This window comes from Actinomadura roseirufa (assembly GCF_900659635.1).
Lineage (GTDB): Bacteria > Actinomycetota > Actinomycetes > Streptosporangiales > Streptosporangiaceae > Spirillospora > Spirillospora roseirufa.
This window is the reverse complement of sequence record NZ_CAACVB010000592.1, coordinates 1-610: the sequence shown is the minus strand read 5'-3', so window position 1 is coordinate 610 and position 610 is coordinate 1. Positions and strand designations below refer to the sequence as shown.

1 pseudogene is annotated in these 610 nt (G+C 71.1%); it reads right to left on the bottom strand.

What is annotated here, in order from left to right:
• A pseudogene (locus E1291_RS41590) lies at positions 1–610 on the bottom strand (IS5 family transposase); the annotation flags it as partial.

Genomic DNA, 610 nt, shown 5'->3' with positions numbered 1-610 from the left:
GACTCGACGCCACGGCGGGCGATGCGTGCCACGATGCCGCGCGAGCGTAGCCAGCGGCGCAGGTGCCGATAGTCATAGCCCTTGTCACCGTGCAGCTTGCCGGGGCGTCGGCGACGCGGTCCGCGGCGTGAGCGGATCGGCGGGATGCCGCGCACGAGGGGTTCCAGGCCCAGGCTGTCATGGGTGTTGGCCGCCGAGATCCCGACAGAGATCGGCAGACCGGTCCGGTCGGTGATCAAGTGGATCTTCGACCCATGCTTGCCGCGGTCGACAGGATTCGGGCCTGTCAGCTCCCCCCTTTGGCGGCGCGGACGCTGACCGAGTCGATCGCGCACCGCGACCAGTCCAGCCCGCCGCAGGCTCCGAGCTCGTCCAGCACGACCCGGTGCAGCCTGGCCCACACCCGGGCGTCGCTCCACTCGGCGAAGCGGCGATAGACGGTCTGCCAGGAGGCATCGAACACCGGTGGGACCTGGCGCCACGTGCACCCGGTGGTGGCCACGAACACGATCGCCGCCAGCACCTCGCGATCCCCGGCACGACGCCGCCCACCACCCTGCGGACGCGTCGGCGCAGGTGGCACCACCCGCTGGAACAACTCCCACAGCTC